The 16,426-nt window shown below is 47.5% G+C and carries 15 protein-coding genes; 7 read left to right on the top strand and 8 right to left on the bottom strand.

The features are described from left to right. Positions 1–93: 93 nt before the first annotated feature. Complete coding sequence (locus ACYVIY_RS15780; RefSeq protein WP_460977333.1) at positions 94–1,203, top strand: LBF_2804 family protein; 1,110 nt, start codon at positions 94–96, stop codon at positions 1,201–1,203. 42 nt (positions 1,204–1,245) lie between these two features. Here ACYVIY_RS15780 and ACYVIY_RS15775 read toward each other — a convergent pair whose 3' ends face one another. From ACYVIY_RS15775 to mutY, 4 genes are all read right to left on the bottom strand, one after another. Continuing rightward, a complete protein-coding gene (locus ACYVIY_RS15775) occupies positions 1,246–2,280 on the bottom strand; it encodes a phytanoyl-CoA dioxygenase family protein (RefSeq protein WP_460977332.1) in 1,035 nt (344 codons plus the stop codon). Between the two features lie 83 nt (positions 2,281–2,363). Then, positions 2,364–3,716: a gliding motility-associated protein GldE gene (gene gldE / locus ACYVIY_RS15770; protein WP_460977331.1), complete on the bottom strand. Its 1,353-nt coding sequence runs from the start codon at positions 3,714–3,716 to the stop codon at positions 2,364–2,366. Positions 3,717–3,755: 39 nt separating this feature from the next. Continuing rightward, a complete protein-coding gene (locus tag ACYVIY_RS15765) occupies positions 3,756–4,304 on the bottom strand; it encodes a single-stranded DNA-binding protein (RefSeq protein ID WP_460977330.1) in 549 nt (182 codons plus the stop codon). 74 nt (positions 4,305–4,378) lie between these two features. Further along, on the bottom strand, positions 4,379–5,470 hold the full coding sequence (gene mutY, locus ACYVIY_RS15760; protein WP_460977329.1) for an A/G-specific adenine glycosylase: 1,092 nt from the start codon (positions 5,468–5,470) through the stop codon (positions 4,379–4,381). Positions 5,471–5,610: 140 nt separating this feature from the next. On the opposite strand from mutY, the gene ACYVIY_RS15755 reads away from it, so the two are divergent. The 3 genes from ACYVIY_RS15755 to ACYVIY_RS15745 all read left to right on the top strand — a co-directional run bounded on the left by ACYVIY_RS15755 (position 5,611) and on the right by ACYVIY_RS15745 (position 8,753). Further along, positions 5,611–5,913, top strand: a complete 303-nt coding sequence (locus ACYVIY_RS15755; protein ID WP_171741255.1) for an HU family DNA-binding protein — start codon at positions 5,611–5,613, stop codon at positions 5,911–5,913. A gap of 45 nt (positions 5,914–5,958) precedes the next feature. Further along, entirely contained in the window at positions 5,959–6,798 is an 840-nt protein-coding gene (locus tag ACYVIY_RS15750; protein WP_460977328.1) for a tetratricopeptide repeat protein, read from the top strand. A gap of 392 nt (positions 6,799–7,190) precedes the next feature. Then, positions 7,191–8,753, top strand: coding sequence for an Rne/Rng family ribonuclease (locus ACYVIY_RS15745; RefSeq protein ID WP_460977327.1), 1,563 nt, complete (start codon positions 7,191–7,193; stop codon positions 8,751–8,753). Positions 8,754–8,834: 81 nt separating this feature from the next. Here ACYVIY_RS15745 and ACYVIY_RS15740 read toward each other — a convergent pair whose 3' ends face one another. After that, positions 8,835–9,785, bottom strand: a complete 951-nt coding sequence (locus tag ACYVIY_RS15740) for a lysophospholipid acyltransferase family protein (protein ID WP_460977326.1) — start codon at positions 9,783–9,785, stop codon at positions 8,835–8,837. A 179-nt stretch (positions 9,786–9,964) separates the two neighbouring features. Then, complete coding sequence (locus ACYVIY_RS15735; protein WP_460977325.1) at positions 9,965–10,135, bottom strand: hypothetical protein; 171 nt, start codon at positions 10,133–10,135, stop codon at positions 9,965–9,967. A gap of 216 nt (positions 10,136–10,351) precedes the next feature. On the opposite strand from ACYVIY_RS15735, the gene ACYVIY_RS15730 reads away from it, so the two are divergent. Beyond that, positions 10,352–11,329 (top strand): LytTR family DNA-binding domain-containing protein, encoded by a 978-nt coding sequence (locus ACYVIY_RS15730; RefSeq protein ID WP_460977324.1) that lies wholly within the window; start codon positions 10,352–10,354, stop codon positions 11,327–11,329. 6 nt (positions 11,330–11,335) lie between these two features. Here the strand turns inward: ACYVIY_RS15730 and ACYVIY_RS15725 are convergent, their stop codons facing one another. Then, positions 11,336–12,031, bottom strand: a complete 696-nt coding sequence (locus tag ACYVIY_RS15725) for a LuxR C-terminal-related transcriptional regulator (RefSeq protein WP_460977323.1) — start codon at positions 12,029–12,031, stop codon at positions 11,336–11,338. A 229-nt stretch (positions 12,032–12,260) separates the two neighbouring features. Here ACYVIY_RS15725 and ACYVIY_RS15720 point away from each other — a divergent pair, with 229 nt between their 5' ends. Next, complete coding sequence (locus tag ACYVIY_RS15720) at positions 12,261–12,644, top strand: hypothetical protein (RefSeq protein ID WP_460977322.1); 384 nt, start codon at positions 12,261–12,263, stop codon at positions 12,642–12,644. 69 nt (positions 12,645–12,713) lie between these two features. On the opposite strand, the gene dnaG is transcribed toward ACYVIY_RS15720, so the two are convergent. Next, complete coding sequence (dnaG, locus tag ACYVIY_RS15715; RefSeq protein ID WP_460977321.1) at positions 12,714–14,768, bottom strand: DNA primase; 2,055 nt, start codon at positions 14,766–14,768, stop codon at positions 12,714–12,716. A 296-nt stretch (positions 14,769–15,064) separates the two neighbouring features. Between dnaG and ACYVIY_RS15710 the strand changes: the two genes are divergently transcribed. Beyond that, positions 15,065–16,366, top strand: coding sequence for a vanadium-dependent haloperoxidase (locus tag ACYVIY_RS15710; protein WP_460977320.1), 1,302 nt, complete (start codon positions 15,065–15,067; stop codon positions 16,364–16,366). Positions 16,367–16,426 lie beyond the last annotated feature (60 nt).

The raw sequence follows: 16,426 nt of genomic DNA, 5'->3' as shown, positions 1-16,426 counted from the left end.
TACTAAAGCTGCTTTCAGGAAAAGCGACGATTCAGCCAACAACCCCGCCGGTTCTGTAGTTGTAGAAATAAATCCACTGTCACGTTACTCAACATGTCAACCCGGCCACCGAACAACAGCACAGGTCCACTCGACCACCTGGCTTTACGCTATCTGCGGCAGGCACTTGATACATCGCACCCAACGGACGAACCGTACGTACTGAATTCGCTCGAAAGCCGGGTAATACGCCGGACGAAGACGGTTACGTTAACGATGGCCGCTTTGCTGGGTGTATTAGGCGTTCTGCTGATGTATATTCCTCAGTATATCTGGCCCGACTTGTTTGTGGACACATCCGTAGTCTTTATGGGGAGCCTGTACAAACTTCCCCTCCTCACAACTGTATACGGAATTCTCTTGATTTATCTGGAAATCAACCTGCTGATTGCTCTTAACTTGCGGGGCGTGAAAACCATCATGCAGGTATGCCAGTTTCCTCGGGCCCACGACGCACAGTACGATCGCCACCTCCGTTCGTTAGCCGATGCTGCTGTTCAGAAAGCCAACAGGGGGTTAGTGCGCTTCGGGGTTGATCCATATTTGAATCTGCCGCGCTGGGGATTACTCTTGTTTTTCCTGGCGACTGTTGTCAAAGCTGGCTTAAGTAATTTAGTGCTCAAGTTTGTCGTTCGTCGGTCGGCGGGTAGTTACGTATTACAGCAGGTAACGGACTTTGCCGGTATGCCGGTTTATGCATTCTGGAACGCCTGGGCTTCCTGGCAGGTCTTGCACGAAGCGCAGGTACGGGTTATGGCCCCCATGACGATTCGGGAATTCGTCAATGAGTTGTATGACGAATGGGGCAATAACGACCAGTTTCGACCCTTGATTCTGGAAGCTTTACAATACGCGGGGATTCTAAAGCGTCAATATAACTACGCCCATTTTCTTTTAACCGAAACATTAAGTGATCGATTTGAGCTTCGCCTGGACGCTACGTTAACTGGCCATTTCATCGAACGCGCCAGCCAGGCACCGGTTGAAGTACGCCGAAGCCTCGAACGGCTTATTGTCTTCGGTGCGTTGGTTGATGGGAAACTATCCTGGCTCGAAAGACGTCGTCTTCGCCAGCTTCGCAAAAAAAGCTTTTTGACGTACTCAACCGAGGATATTCAGCGCATTGGCGACGATTATAACCACGGCCGGGGGCTATGGGTCTAACAAAAACGGCGGGCTCACCAGATGAGCCCGCCGTTTTTGTTTCTACATGGTTTTACCCGTGTCAAAAATATCTTCCTGGTCGGGCATGTGCGGATTAGCGAATACATCGGCTCCGTTGATGGTCCGTCGTATAGGTTCAACCGTTGGATGCTGCCGATGGTGTTTATACGCTTTGTCGGACGAGTAGTGACACACGAACGACTTACGGGTTAAAGCCTTATTGCGAATTTCGTCGCCACCATGCGCCAGCGCTGCGTGCCAGAGCAGTACATCCCCTTTCTTGATCAAAAGCGTTTTCTTTTCCAGCCCTGCTTTCTGGCAGGCTTCATCGAGGTACCTAGCGAAATCGTTAGGATCATGGGTAGACTGGCCATTGAAGAAAATACCATTCCCGAAGTTGAACTTGCCAACGGTGTGTGATCCTGGGTAGTAAAATAAGGGTCCTGAATCAATATGTACATCTTCCAGGGCGATCCAGGCTGCGGCCAAGTGGCTGGGAATCTCCGACACTACGTACGCGAAATCCTGGTGGGTTGCCTGCTGGCTGCCGTATTTAAATAGCAAGCTCTGCATCCCAATGACCTTATCGCCAAATACCGCTTCCAGAAACGTAATGATGTTCTCGTGAAGCATGACCTTCTTGCCAATTACCGAATTGTCGTGAAAATCCATGAATTTGATGTATGGACCATCTAGGATATTCTTAGGAACCTCGCTAACGGGCAACACAGGCTTGGCCGCATATTCGGGTAAATCTACACGTACTAAGGTCTTGTACTTGTCATGATGTTCGATCAACTCTTCAACCTCACTCCATAGCTGATCGAGCCAGGTGGTCTGAAGTGCCTGCTCCAGAATGACGTAGCCGTTATCGCGCCAGAAGTGCATCTTTTCGGCCAGATCGTACGGCAACTCTTTACCTCGTTTATAGCCTTTTAGGAAGGCCTCAATATCGGCATCTTTTTTATCGATCCAAGGTAACGTAGTATAATCAAACTCTGTAATGGGTGTGGCTGGACGTTCGGGCTTGAGTGTCCGTTTAGCGACTGACTTTAATTTGTCAATAAGGCTCGTCATAGTATACTGATCTGATTGATTATAAAAGTATCAATTATCAGCCGCTTGACGATATTTATAGGCGTCGTTTACGTTAACGGTAGTTATCGACTTACTTCACTCGATTCTGTCGGGATATTTTTGATTACCCGTACCTCATTGATCCGTTTGTCGTCGGCGGACAGAACATGGAAAGTAAACCCAGCGTAGGCCGTTTCATCGCCAGGTTTCGGCAACCGGCTGAACAGTTCTAACAGCAATCCTCCCAGCGATTCACTGTCTCCCTGAACAGCTTCAAACGTAGTAGCGTCTACGTTTAAGACCCGACATACATCCGTCAAAGGTAATTTTCCTTCAAACACTACGGTTCGATCATCTTCACGACGATAACCAGCCGGGGTTTCATCATCAAACTCGTCGTTTATTTCCCCGAATATTTCCTCGATAATATCTTCCAGCGTCACCAGACCGCGCGTTCCGCCGTATTCATCAACGACAATAGCCATGTGGACCCGCCGTTTCTGAAAATCCTGCAAAAGGTCATCGACTTTTTTGTTCTCAGGAATGAAAAAAGCCGGACGTACCAGCGACTGCCACTGAAACGAATCGTCCTGATGAATATGGGGCAATAAGTCTTTGATGTAAAGAATACCTTCGATCTGATCCAGCGATTCATGGTAGACCGGTACCCGCGAGTACCCTGATGCATTGATCTGGGCCATCAGTTCCGAGAAAGTCAGTTCATTATCAACGGCCGATATATCTAACCGCGCCCGCATGACCTGACGGGCCGTTAGATTACTGAAGTTCACGATGCCTTTCAGGATTTCTTTTTCCTCCGTTGTAGCGTCGTTGCCCGTCAGTTCAACGGCCTGACTCAGTTCCTCTACGGACAATTTATAACCGCGTCGTTGAATGCGCTTATCGACCTGATTGCTCAGGTTAACCAGCAACATCGCTAACGGCCGGAACACGGCTAACCCAATTTGAGCGAGCAGGGCCGTTCGGCGGGCTACAATGAGATTATTCTGACTGGCGTATACTTTAGGTACAATCTCCCCAAACAACACAATAGCAATGGTAGTCGCTAAAGTTACTCCGGATAGCACCCAGCCCGATGCGTGAGAAGCTTGAGAAAACTCCCAGGTGATGTAAGTGACAATGACGACGATGGCAATATTCAGGAGATTATTGAATATAACCAACGAGGCTAGCAGGCGTTTTGGGCGGTCGAGCAACAGAGCAATACGCTGATCCTGCGCCTTGTCACTATCACGACAGTGAGCCCGGTCGTCGGGCGAAAGAGAGAAGAATGCCGCTTCGGATGCCGACACTAAGCCAGCAAGTACAATCAGCAGCAATATCAAAGCCGCATACGGGCTGTAAAAATCAAAATAGGTGCCCCAGCCAGAATCGGCTGGGAACACCTGTCGAGGAAGCGGATCACTAGGGTCCATGTAGATTAAATCTCGTTCAACAATCGAGCTTGAAGCGGTTTAGAACGGCAGATCGTCGTCACCACTGGTGCTCTCAAAAGGCACTGGATCGGGCTCCCGTCGGCGCTCAGGCTGTTGGCGGGGCGCAGCAGGAGCAGGCTGACGACGGTCCTGCGTTGCAGCCGGTTGCGGAGCGGGAGCCGCCTGCTGACGCGGAGCCGGTTGTGCGGGTGCTGCCGCAGCGGGTGCGTCGTACCCATTATTATCCTGACGTTCGTTCGGCCCACCCAGGAATTGGAACGTAGAAGCCCGTACGCCAAGCGAGAACCGCTCTTTACCTTCACGGTCTGTGTAGGTTTCTGTACGCAAGCGCCCTTCAACGTATATCTGACTACCCTTCTTTAGATACTTCTCAATGATTTTTGCCTGCTCGTTCCAAACCTCCACGCGGAACCACTCGGTTGATTCAACTTGTTCGCCAGTACGGGTTGTATAACGCTCATTGGTAGCAACGCTAAACTTGGCAACAACCGAGCCACCATCCAGATAACGGATCTCAGGATCATTGCCCACATTGCCAATCAAAATCACCTTATTTAGGCTTGCCATGCTTGTAGTTTATTGGTTTTGTATGAATAAAAGCTTAAGGCTTAAGAGTATTAAAGATACTGAAATAAACCAATTTATCCAAACACCTTCGCTAAATAGTTTGTGATTAAAACAGGCTTTGCGAGCCCTCCTATTTCTTGTTCTGTATACCACTGAAAGCCCATAGGCAAGCGGCTTCTCAGCCCATCAGGCAACTCAATATGATGAAAAACGGCCCGAATCCGCTGGTGCGACAAAAGCTGAACTGCTTCTACCGCCGGAGAAATCCAACGCCCCGCCCCGACTAGTTCAGCAACCGCTTCGTCGGTCAACAGCAAATCCTTTAACGTAGGCGTAGGTTCATCAGTTTCCACTAAGTAGAAGTCATGTAAATTCTGCCAGATATCACGCGACGTTCGTTCACGCATGGCTAACCGGTTTCCTTGCTGAAAGACGATGTAGTTAAAGTAGCGTTCGCGTACCGGTGCTTTTTTTGCTTTAACCGGCAACCGGTTCTGCTGACCTGTTTGATACGCGACGCACTGCGCCTGGAGCGGACACAACAGGCACTCGGGTCCTACCGGCTTGCACTGGATAGCTCCGAACTCCATGACGGCCTGGTTATAGGTTGCCGGATCGCCTGCTGACTGGATTAACTCCACTGCCAACGTAGCAAAGAGCTTCTTGGCTTTCGTAGTTGTAATGTCCTCATCAATACCAAACAGTCTGGCCAGCACTCGATACACGTTTCCGTCAACAACCGGTACGCGTTCACCGAAGGCAAAGGACGCTACAGCCGCAGCCGTATAAGCACCTATCCCCTTCATTTTCAGCAAACCACTGTACGTAGCAGGAAACTTTCCGTTTAACTGGTCCGTTACGTAACGAGCGGTCTGATGCAGGTTACGGGCCCGTGAATAATAGCCTAATCCTTGCCAGAGCCGGAGTAATTCACGCTCATCAGCACGGGCCATATCGACCACAGTTGGGTAAGCTTCGACAAAGCGTTCATAATACGGTTTGCCTTGTGCTACGCGGGTTTGCTGGAGAATTATTTCCGACAGCCAGATGCGATAGGCATCACGCGTATGACGCCATGGCAGGTCGCGTTTATGATGATCGTACCAACGCTCAAGCGTCGGCGCGACGTTACGTTTGGTGACGTTAATGTCTGATTGCCAATTCAAAATAAAAACAAAAAAAGCGTCGTTCAGAGGAAAAACGGAAGCAATGGGTTTTATAATTTACTGGAAACCCCTACCTTTGTGCTCCCATTTTTGACACCCGAATTTTCAACAATACAGTAAACGTTAAAGTTTAAGAAGTCGTGACGAAAGCAGACGTAATTGCAGAGATCGCCGATAAGACCGGAATCGATAAGGCCGAGGTTACCAATACTCTTGAGACCTTCTTTTCGGTAGTAAAGGACTCATTGGCCGAGGGAGAGAATATTTATGTGAGAGGGTTCGGCAGTTTCATCAACAAGAAAAGAGCCAAAAAAGTAGCCCGGAACATTTCGAAGAACACTGCTATGGTGATCGACGAGCATTATATTCCGAGCTTCAAGCCCGCCAAGGTGTTTGTTGAGCAGGTGAAAACCAGCGACAAAGCGAAAGTAGCGGCTGAGTAATTTGAAAAGCCTGTATGGCGTTTGCGTTTGTTACGGGTTCCTATTATGAATAAATATATTCTGCTTGTTGTTGTTCTGGCTACAGCCCTAACGGCGGGTTTATATACCCTGCCCAAGGTGGTGGTGCGCGATGAAAACAAGCAACTGGGGGCTCGGACCACGCAAACGCCAACGGCTGAATCCTCGCACGTGGGCGGATCAGCTCCTGCAACGATTCACGAAAAGCCTGTAACCCCAGAGCAGCAAAAACAGCTGGCTTCTCTACAGGCTGATTTTACAACAACCGATCCAGCTAAGAAAGAAGCAGCAGGCGCAAAGCTGATCAGTTTCTTTCGGGACATTACCCGCTACGACAGCGCAGCGCGTTACGCTGAACTGCTAGCGACAGTGGAGCCTTCGGAGCGTAATCTGCTACGGGCTGGCGACCAATATTTTGAAGCGTATACATTTTCCGTTGACGAAAAGAAGACTACGTTACTGGGACAAAAAACTCGCGATTATTATCAGAAAGCCCTTGCGAAAAATCCTAACTTGCTGGCGGCCAAAGCCAATATGGCAATGACCTATGTAAATACGGATAACCCCATGCAGGGAATTACGATGCTGCGGGAGGTGTTGCAGCAGGAGCCAACGAACGAGTTAGCCTTATTCAACCTCGGCTTGCTGTCCATGCGGTCGAATCAGTATGATAAGGCCATCGAGCGGTTCCGGCAAATTCTGGTAAACAATCCTGGCAGTCGGAAAGCACAATTTTACTTAGGTGTTAGTCTGGCTGAAGCCGGTCAGAATGCCGAAGCCAAACAAGTGCTTGCTCAGGTAAAGCAGCAAGAGAAAGATCCCCAGATATTGGCCGCTATTCAGGAGTATGAAGAACGGCTGAAGTGATGAATGCACAATGAATGATGATAAGGTTTGCTGAAGCTGAACCACATTATTCAAATTAGAGTACGTATTGGGCTTCCTACGGAATAAATAGCCCACAGACATTTTTAACTATTTAAACTGTTTAAAGACTATGCCTTGCGGTAAGAAACGGAAACGGCACAAGATTGCAACTCACAAGCGGAAGAAACGGCTCAGAAAAAACCGGCATAAGAAAAAGTAGTTTTCACCGGGCCGCCGGGCGTTTTTAGGCTATAATTACCAAATGATTAGTTAAAGCTTAAAACACTGCACTCAATTTTGAAAACACTTCTTGTAGAAGCCCGTGCCGGTCTGTGAAGCCCGAACGTGGCTTCTTTCTTTTTATACAGCCATTCTAACCGTAAATTCATCTTGTGAGTAATGAATTAGTAATCAGTTCGACTCAGAAAGGTGATCGGATTGCACTCTTGCATAACAAGAGATTGCTGGAGTATCACGAAGAAGAGTTAGACAGCAGCTTTACTGTTGGCGATCTTTACTTAGGAACAGTCAAAAAACTTTCGTCGGGCCTTAATGCCGCTTTCGTGGACGTAGGTCACGATAAGGACGGTTTTTTGCACTATCAGGACTTAGGACCGAATATAAATTCGCTCAATAAGTTTGTTAAAGACGTAATCGCCAAGCGCGTCACCACCGGTCGGATCAGTAACATGAAACTAGAGCCGACTATCGAGAAAATTGGGAAAATCGATAAGGTACTGACGAAAAATGCCCCCATATTGGTTCAGGTAGTTAAAGAACCGATTTCAACCAAAGGTCCACGCCTTTCCTGCGACATTTCAATTGCTGGCCGCTACCTGGTACTTGTGCCGTTTTCAGACGGTGTAAATCTCTCTAAGAAGATTACTGACCGTGCCGAACGGTCACGGTTGCTACGGCTGATGTCGTCGCTAAAGCCACAAAACTTTGGCGTCATTGTACGTACTGTTGCACAGGATAAAGATGTTGAAGAGCTTGATCGCGACCTACAGAACTCATTAGCGAAATGGGAACAAGCCGTTAAAACGCTTGCCGACGCTAAACCCCGTGACCGGGTTCTGGGCGAGATGAACCGGGCTTCATCCATTCTTCGCGATATGCTTAATGAATCTTTCGAGAGCATTACGGTCGATACGAAAGAATCGTTTGACGAGATTCGGAATTTCATTCACACTATCGCGCCCGAAAAGGAGAAGATCGTTAAACTCCACAACGGTAAAACAAAGGTTTTCGAAGCGCTTGGACTAGAGAAGCAACTTAAGTCTCTATTTGGGCGATCAGTTAGCCTACCGGGTGGTGGTTACCTGATCATTGAGCATACGGAAGCCCTGCACGTAATCGACGTTAATAGCGGTAATAAATCTAATTCCGAAGAAGACCAGGAAGCCACCGCTATTAGTGTTAACCGGGAAGCGGCTAAAGAGATTGCGCGCCAGCTCCGTCTGCGCGATATGGGCGGTATCATCGTCGTTGATTTCATTGACATGAAAAAAGCAGAAAATAAAAAACTGCTACAAGACATCATGCGCGATGAAATGAAAACAGATCGGTCGAAATATACGATTCTGCCCTTAACGAAATTCGGCCTGATGCAGATAACGCGTCAACGCGTCCGGCCGGAGATGAATATAGTAACTCGCGAGGTTTGCCCGACCTGTGGTGGCACGGGTACAATTCAGGCAAGCGTACTGGTAACAGATGTGATCGAGAATAATCTGGATTATATGCTGACCAAGCAAAACGAGCGAGGAATTTCTGTCTCGATGCACCCATTTTTGTACGCTTATTATACAAAAGGGTTATATTCGAAGCAAGTTCAGTGGTTTTTCAAATATAATACCTGGGTTAAGCTGGTAAAAGATAGCTCATTGGGTATTGTGAACTTCAAGTTTTTCAACAAGTCCGGAGAAGAGATTGAAGTAGGTGCTAATCTGTAGTAATTTTTTACTACGCACATGATAAAACGCGAAACGCTTAGATTGGATCTAAGCGTTTCGCGTTTTAGGGAGTTGTAGCATCTAACAGAGAACTTCCATCTCCATTAGTTCACTATACATATCCTGCCCTAGTAGTTCCTCCACAGAATCGACCGTATTGAGATTCAGAAGCAAATCCCGCAGGTCTTCCGTGATCTCATATGTCTGATAGAGTTTGCGATCAAATAAAACCGGAGCTTCTTCAAGATCGCACAGCGAATAACGCTCCTGGTTGAATGCAGGCCGGGCAGGTTTAATGCCAAAGACCCCATTTTTAAGTTTTTCAGGCATCAGAAACGAATGAATGTAGTTCCATCCTTCCCATTGCCCCGGATATTTAGCCAGATAAGGCCAGAATCCGTCGTAAAGCTGCTGCATGGCCTCCTGGCAATACATCTCACGATCACTATGACTGATCGGCCGGATGGGCTTGAGACAGTGTAATACACTTGTCAGATCAGGCTCGCGGTAGCTAACTACCGGTACGATAGGCACACCAGCAGCATGTGATAAATAACCAACCCCTTTGCGGGTCAACACACGTCGTTGACCAAACCGCACGGAAAGAAATTTGTCTTCCTCTCCTCGTTCAGGGGCAGTTTCGGGGCTTCCGTCGACATATACAATCAACGATCGACCCGCCTTTAGTTCGCGTAGTACTGTCAAGCCAGCTGCTGGACTTCCCGCTTCTACTACGCGAAATACGTTTGTTAAACCGTGTTTTTGCCGAAGGGCTTCGATATGCTCTGTCATATCTCCTCCCTGACTACGGTTCATGTTAGAACCTACCATCAGCACGCAATCAACCCCGCGCCGGAACAAGACACTTGTGAGCAATCGATACGAACCCAGGTGATACGTACAGTATATCTTCGGTCCATTCGTCTGCTTAAGGAGGTCCTTCATCCCACGCACCTTCACTAGATCGCCAGCCGTAAGGCATTTCTGATCAAACGTAGTGAAGATTTGTTGCAGTAACAGTTCACGAAACATCGTCTCGTGCTCGCTACGAGGGACAGAGGGTAATATGTTCTGAACGTTTGCAGAAAACGTTGTGAACTTCATCAAATACCCTCTCTCCTTCTGTAGATCGACCCGCTCGAAGTGGTCTCGGCAGCGAGTTAGTTCCTGATTATAGAGTTGCCGCGCAGTTGGCATGATCTATGTAAAGATTAAAGAGAAAACACTGGCTTCGAAAGACCGCTGAAATCATAGCCAACAGATTCGCAGCACTTACCGCCTTCTTTCTGCAACATAAGGATGTTAGCTGACTCCGACTTAGCAATTTGTTTTGCTACTTTCTTCAACATTTGAGCTGGCTGGATGGCGAATTGCTTTTTCATGGTGATTTGATTGTTTATAGTTGCTTTGTTTTTTAGTGCGCTTTATTGCGCCGTTTTGTTGATACAAAGCTACTGCACGCCCTAGGGGCCAACAATCACGAAAAAGTCACAAACAGCAGTTGGAAATAGTTAAATATTACCACTATCTTAGTCGAAGATTTGAATAAGGACAGCATGAAGGAGATTCGACTTACGCGACATTTTTTGAGCAAGCCGATGAACAGCGTAGTGATATTGCTGTGCCTTCTTCTGTTTATTGAACTCATTTCCTGGTCTGTAGCCTATCGCATTAAACTAGAGAAGTTGACTGAAGCCGGAGGCTTCTTCAAATACGTAGGACTTATTGTCCGAGTAATGGTTATTCCGGAATTGGTGACAACATTTATTACGGTGTTTCTCATCAATCGGATTCATAGCTGGTTCAAGATTAACACTGTTGAAAACAGCTTACGGGCAATTAGCATATACGAGTTACAGTTCTTTCCTTTCTTCGCGGTTTCGTTTATAGTATTTAACCCGGTAACTCAAACGATTCGGTATCTATCCGAGCAGTACCCGAGTTACTCATTAAGTGGCTACCTGAATGGCTACATCATCGATACCTACACGTGGTACACGTATTTTAAATACTTATTTCCCATAGTGATCATTGGATACGTTGCTTTAAACGTATCCCTCCTATATGATTATCTGCAACAACGGCGGGAAGCTCAGGAAGCAGCGGAAGCACAAGCCGCAGAAGCTTCTCAGAAAGCCTTAGCCTTATCGGCTACGTTTACACCCAGGCCTACTCCTACCACCCCTTCACCTCACCTCGCTCACTTGAAAGGAAAGAATACGTACGGTGAGTTGGACTTTCCGGTTAACGACGTCTATTATTTTACTATCGAGGAACGTTTTTATTACGCTATCCTCGATAAAGGTCGCTATCTGGTAACTAAGACATTAAATGAATTAGAAGCCGAGTTAGATCCTTCTTTATTTTATCGCATTAAACGTGATTATATAGTCAACCGGCAGGCCGTGTTGAATTACGCCTATTGGGAGAATGGTAAGTACATAGTTCGGCTTAACACTCCTGATCGCTACGAGATAGTGGTTCCTCGGGCAAGAATGCAAGTATTTAGGGAGTGGCTGCAAGGGAGCCAACAACTTTATGCCGATTCGGACGCAGATCCAGTCAAACTTCCCTAGACTATTTCACAAGTAATTTTTTACGGCTATTCCGTATCGAGGCAGTTGCCGGCAACTGCTTAAGTCAAGTTTTTTGGCTATATGTGCTTTATGGTTGATTGCGGTTCGGTAGCTAATTCCAAGCGTGTCAGCAATTTCATTAGCAGTATGGCCGTTTGCAATCATCTTCAGTACTTCACGTTCTCGATCGGTTAACCTATTTAGCTGATCACGAGTATCTTCGGCTAATACTTCTACTCCATAGTTCTTAAGCAGATTCATAAAGCCGGTACTGTAATAACACCCCCCATTACTTACCGTCTGAAAACACCGATACAGCTCATCCAGCCCATCACTTGAGTACAAAAAGCCAAAAAAGCCCATTTGCATAGCGGCTGCCACCATACGCAAGTCAGGTTTACTAGTGTACAGGATAAATTTCGGCTGAAAGTTTGACTGCTGCATTTGTTCCACGATGTCAAAGCTCCTCCGGCCAGAAATTTCCGATTCCAAGATTACGCATTGCGGACGCTTCACCCGAATTTGTTGTAAAGTATCCTCCATTTCAACAGCACGGCCCACCACATTATATCCTTGTTCTTTAAGGAGCTGACTAAGCACTTCACAATTGAACACTTCAGACTGTGCTACAAGTATCGAAAAATCGCGCCGACGAAGTGCAAAATTCTTAGTGGCTTCTGAGTCAGTAGCTGTTTGATCCATGGTGTATACTGCTTATGGGTGGTTGAATGTAACTCCTAATTTGTTAACCTGACAATGGGTACGGGATGAAATCACCAATTCTCCGGACGAAATCACTAATATTTGACGCATGAATTGGGTGATTTCATCCGGAGAAATGGTGATTTCATACAAACAGGCTTGTTTAGAGCTGTAATACAGGGCTACATTTGATCAATCAGTTGCGAGACATGTATTTCAGAATTGTGCGATGAATCAAGAAGAAACAAAGGTACCGGCCGGTTACGAAGCGTCCTCGGCGGAGATACAAAGCGTGATTATAGAGTGGGTAGAAGCGACTGAAGCATTCCATCGTCGGTATGCAAAATTAACTGAAGTAATTAATACATTGCAGGCGGCCGCTCGTCGGCAACCTAAAGCAGACCGGTCACGTCTTCGTCGACTCATTGCGCTTCGCAAGCAAATGAGTGACGTACTGATGACTTTGTTGCTGGACATGACTGGTCAAAAGTCAGGTCGTTCAGCACTTCCTTCCAAGCCAGGCCAACTCCGTTCTCATGCCAGCCTTCTGGGCGAATTGAATCGGGAAATTGATGCCGAGCTATTAGGCGCTACTACGGTAGCTCAAGCATAGTGTTCACCCTCCCCTATTGATAAAGGTAGAGCCTCAATTATGTAATTGAGGCTTTTACATGTTTAAGGGCTACCCAGATATTACGGTGCCAAGCAGGTTCGATATTTCCATATCGATCCGCTTGAAATGCATAAACTCCAGCAACAGTTGATCAGCTTCCTCAGGCGTTTTACTCATCGATTCCCGAAGCTGCTGTTGCAGTACGGCCATCCGCTGTTCAGCAAGCATTTTTTTGATACGTAAGATATTACGGTAGGCGGCATCCGCCAGGATGCCAATTTCTTCTTCTGAAGGCACGTGGATTTCATGCTTTAGCCACCCTTCACTTATTTCATATCGGGGCGTAGTGAGGTTAATAGCCTCCTGTTGAATGGTGTTGTCTTCACTTGCCCGGCGGTTCAGGAAATCGGTAGCCGTCAGTGTTTTTCCTCCGCTGTACGCTTCTCTGAACAACGTCAAAATTAAGTCAAACGGAGCAGTCTGGAAGTTGATCTCATGGAGCTCGTCGAGTATGTATTGGCACAATGTAATACCGGGCTCCAGTTCTCGCGTTCCGTAGTTTATCAGCAACCGCACACACTCTTCCTCCTGGAAGGATATTGGAGTCCGTACGGCCTTTACAGGCTCTATCGGAAGCGGCTTTCCGAAAGGCGCAGCTATTGTTTCAGGCTCATCAACCGTATCAATGCTTAAGCCCTGTAACAGCGCGTTAATGTCATCAATTGACTGTTCACCGGAGCTTGGCTTAGTTGAATCAGTCTGTTGCCGTTGCTGACGGTCCTGCTGACGATCATAGTCTTTTTTGTGCTGATCCTGCTGCTTGCGAATGAGCCGGTTTATTTCGGAGATAACCGATTGTTCGCTGACGTGAAAAACCTGAGCGACCCGCTGCGAAAGAGTTTGACGCTTAAGTGGGTCAGGTATTTTAGTTATCGTAGCACAAACGTCCGATATACCTTCCGCACGCTTTAACGGATTATCACCGGCTTCGGACAGCCATCGACTGGCTTTGAAGTCAATAAAGTCCTGCGAATTTTGCTGAATGTAGGTTTTGAACGCATCAGCGCCAACTTTATGCACGTAACTGTCGGGGTCTTCTCCGTCAGGCAGCAGTAGGAGTTTTAAGTTTAAGCCCTCTTCCAGCACCATATCCAGGCCCCGGAGAGCGGCTTTGATGCCTGCTGCGTCGCCGTCGTACAAGATGGTGACGTTTGGTGTGAAACGGGCAATCAGTCGAATCTGCTCGGTAGTTAACGATGTACCCGATGAGGCCACTACGTTCTTAATCCCTGCTTGGTATAACGATATTACGTCGGTATAGCCCTCGGTTAGATAGCAGACATCTTCCTGACGTATGGCTTGCTTGGCTTGGTATATACCATACAGCACCTGGCTTTTATGGTACACCGCCGTCTCCGGCGAATTCAGGTATTTGGGCTGGTTCTTATCCGTTTTTAAGATCCGTGCGCCAAAGGCAATCACACGGCCCGATACGTTGTGGATGGGAAACATAACCCGTCCCCGGAACCGGTCAAACACCTTTCCGCCTTCTTTGGACAAGATCAAACCTGCCTTTTCAAGCAAGTCCTGACTGTACCCCCTGCGTAATCCTTCCTTTAAGAGCGCGTCCCACTGATCGAACGTATAGCCTAGTTCAAACGCGTCAATAGTTGGGTTCGACAGGCCGCGCTCCCGAAAATAACTCAAGCCAATACTTTTGCCTTCGTCGGTATTATGAAGCGTTTCCTGAAAGAACGTTTTCGCAAAGTTGAGTACAATCAGCAAACTCTCCCGTTCATTCTGACGTAACAGATCTTCGGGCGTTTGCTCCTGCTCTTCAATGTCAATACCATACTTTTTGGCTAAATACCGGAGTGCTTCACCATAGCCGATATTCTCAATATCCATGATAAACCGTACCGCATCTCCCGCCTTTCCGCACCCAAAGCATTTATAGATTTGACGCGTTGGATTCACGTTAAACGACGGTGTTTTTTCATTATGGAATGGGCAGCAGGCAATGTAATTGCTACCTCGCTTCTTCAGCGAAACAAAGTCGTTTATTACCTCCAGGATGTCGGCAGACTGACGAATTCGGTCAACGGTTTCTTCGGGTATGCGCATTCAGTCTATGGGATTAACTTGGATTACCAAAGTTACGCGGAAACTCGGCTCGGCGGTACGTCTGGTATCGAATAGCCAGTATGTATATACGTAGTCTGGCAGCGTTTTTGCTAACTGCTACGTGTGACAATCAGCTACTTGATTGATTTGCTGATCTTCATTTTTCCGTACATATTATGAAACAACGTATACATGTTACATGTAGTGCTCCACCCAACCTTACAAGTAGGCCGACACGGAGCCACTTCTGGACTTCAGCGACATTTTTGCTGCTGGTTTTTCTGCAATCCTGTCGAATGCAGCCTTCCGACCAGGTTGAGCCTTCACCAACTGTAGGCGGAAAAGCAGCGAATCAGTATGATGCCGAGGTTGCCACCAGATGGGCGGATCTGCAGCTAAAGTTGACCAAAACAACGCCTGGTTTTACGCCACCGGTAGCCGCACGAGCCTATGGATACGCTGGCGTTACTATGTACGAAGCCATTGTTCCTGGAATGGCTACTTATAAATCACTGGCAGGTCAATTACAGGGCCTTATAGCGTTGCCACAGCCGGAATCGGGAAAGACTTATAACTGGGCGTTAAGTGCCAACGCGGCTCAGGCTTCCATCCTGCGGAGCCTATACCCAACTACGAACGCAGCTAACAAGGCAGCTATTGACTCCCTCGAAACAGCCTTATTTACTCAGTTCAAAGAGGCTGATGAGTCCGTTAACCGGGTATCCGTTGACTTCGGAAAGAAAATAGCCGATGCCATCTTCGAATGGTCGAAATCGGATGGTGGGCATGAAGGATACGCTCGAAATTTTCCCGCCAGTTATGTTGTGCCAACGGGACCTGGTCTGTGGCTACCCACTGAAAATGGGCAGAAAATTCCAATGCAGCCTTACTGGGGTCAGGTACGTACCTTTCTGAAAGCCAACGATGACCTGCCGATGCCTAAACCGTTACCCTATTCAACCGATACGAAGTCTGCGTTTTTTGGGCAATACCTGGATGTTTACGCAAAATCAAAGAACTTGACACAAACGGAAAAGGAGATTGCCGTATGGTGGGCTGATAATCCTGGCGAAACCTTCACCCCTCCTGGCCACTCGTACAGTATCGCTCGTATCGCCATAGTGACTGCTAAAGCTGATCTGGCCAAAGCCGCTGAGACCTTAGCTCGTACGGGCATATCGGTAGCCGATGCCTTTATCCTATGCTGGCGGTGCAAATTCGTCTTTAATAACATACGACCGTATTCCTATGTTCGGCTGGCTATTGACCCTAAATGGATTCCATTCTGGCCAGCACCACCATTCCCGGGGTACCCGTCTGGCCATGCTACCCAATCATCGTCGGCGGCAACGGTACTTACGGCTTTATACGGGGATAATTTCTCGTTCACCGACGACTCGCACATCGGCCGGACAAGAGATGCTCAACGTAATGTCGACTTTAAACCCCGAACATTTACGTCGTTTATGCAAGCGGCACAAGAGTCGGCGGACTCACGTTTTTACGGGAATATACATACCAAGCAGGACAACGAAACAGGGCTTACCGAAGGCCAGAAAATCGGCGCCAACATCAATGCGCTGGCCTGGAGAAAATAACTCACTACGTATCAAAACGAAAAAGGCTAACTGGTTTTCAGTTAGCCTTTTTCGTTTTAT

The sequence above is a fragment of the Spirosoma knui genome (genome assembly GCF_054780635.1).
The sequence above is the reverse complement of the archived record's forward strand: the minus strand, read 5'-3'. Positions and strand labels throughout refer to the sequence as shown.

Bases quoted from the DNA above. Each gene is read 5' to 3' on its own strand.
- ACYVIY_RS15780 (WP_460977333.1), top strand. From the start codon at position 94: ATGTCAACCCGGCCACCGAACAACAGCACAGGTCCACTCGACCACCTG.
- ACYVIY_RS15775 (WP_460977332.1), bottom strand. From the start codon at position 2,280: ATGACGAGCCTTATTGACAAATTAAAGTCAGTCGCTAAACGGACACTC.
- gldE (WP_460977331.1), bottom strand. From the start codon at position 3,716: ATGGACCCTAGTGATCCGCTTCCTCGACAGGTGTTCCCAGCCGATTCT.
- ACYVIY_RS15765 (WP_460977330.1), bottom strand. From the start codon at position 4,304: ATGGCAAGCCTAAATAAGGTGATTTTGATTGGCAATGTGGGCAATGAT.
- ACYVIY_RS15750 (WP_460977328.1), top strand. From the start codon at position 5,959: ATGAATAAATATATTCTGCTTGTTGTTGTTCTGGCTACAGCCCTAACG.
- ACYVIY_RS15740 (WP_460977326.1), bottom strand. From the start codon at position 9,785: ATGTTTCGTGAACTGTTACTGCAACAAATCTTCACTACGTTTGATCAG.
- ACYVIY_RS15735 (WP_460977325.1), bottom strand. From the start codon at position 10,135: ATGAAAAAGCAATTCGCCATCCAGCCAGCTCAAATGTTGAAGAAAGTA.
- ACYVIY_RS15730 (WP_460977324.1), top strand. From the start codon at position 10,352: ATGAACAGCGTAGTGATATTGCTGTGCCTTCTTCTGTTTATTGAACTC.
- ACYVIY_RS15725 (WP_460977323.1), bottom strand. From the start codon at position 12,031: ATGGATCAAACAGCTACTGACTCAGAAGCCACTAAGAATTTTGCACTT.
- ACYVIY_RS15720 (WP_460977322.1), top strand. From the start codon at position 12,261: ATGAATCAAGAAGAAACAAAGGTACCGGCCGGTTACGAAGCGTCCTCG.
- dnaG (WP_460977321.1), bottom strand. From the start codon at position 14,768: ATGCGCATACCCGAAGAAACCGTTGACCGAATTCGTCAGTCTGCCGAC.
- ACYVIY_RS15710 (WP_460977320.1), top strand. From the start codon at position 15,065: ATGCAGCCTTCCGACCAGGTTGAGCCTTCACCAACTGTAGGCGGAAAA.